Here is a 272-nt window from a genome sequence, read left to right as displayed (position 1 = left end):
ATGGCGGCAGCCACAGGACCCCGGACTCAGCCATCGCGCTGGGTTTGCGGATGTTCTACGCGGGAGCCGACATCATCGACGTCGGAGGTGAGTCCACCCGATCCGGCGCTGAGCCGGTTTCGCCCGAGGAAGAGCAGCGGCGCGTCCTGCCCGTCATTGCTGCCCTGGTGAAGGCCGGTGCCTTGGTTTCCATTGACACCATGCACACAGCCACTGCGGCTGCTGCCGTTGAGGCCGGTGCGGCAATCATCAATGACGTGTCCGGCCTGACC

At 65.4% G+C, this 272-nt stretch carries 1 protein-coding gene; it reads left to right on the top strand.

Annotation, left to right across the window (positions count from 1 at the left end; translation table 11 throughout):
- A partial coding sequence (locus SCA31_RS23465; protein ID WP_410699423.1) for a dihydropteroate synthase occupies positions 1-272 on the top strand: 272 nt, incomplete at both ends.

The sequence above is a fragment of the Chryseobacterium sp. SIMBA_028 genome (genome assembly GCF_046535285.1).
Lineage (GTDB): Bacteria > Bacteroidota > Bacteroidia > Flavobacteriales > Weeksellaceae > Chryseobacterium.
Note: the sequence above shows the minus strand (reverse complement) of the source record. Positions and strands in the feature narration are given on the sequence as shown.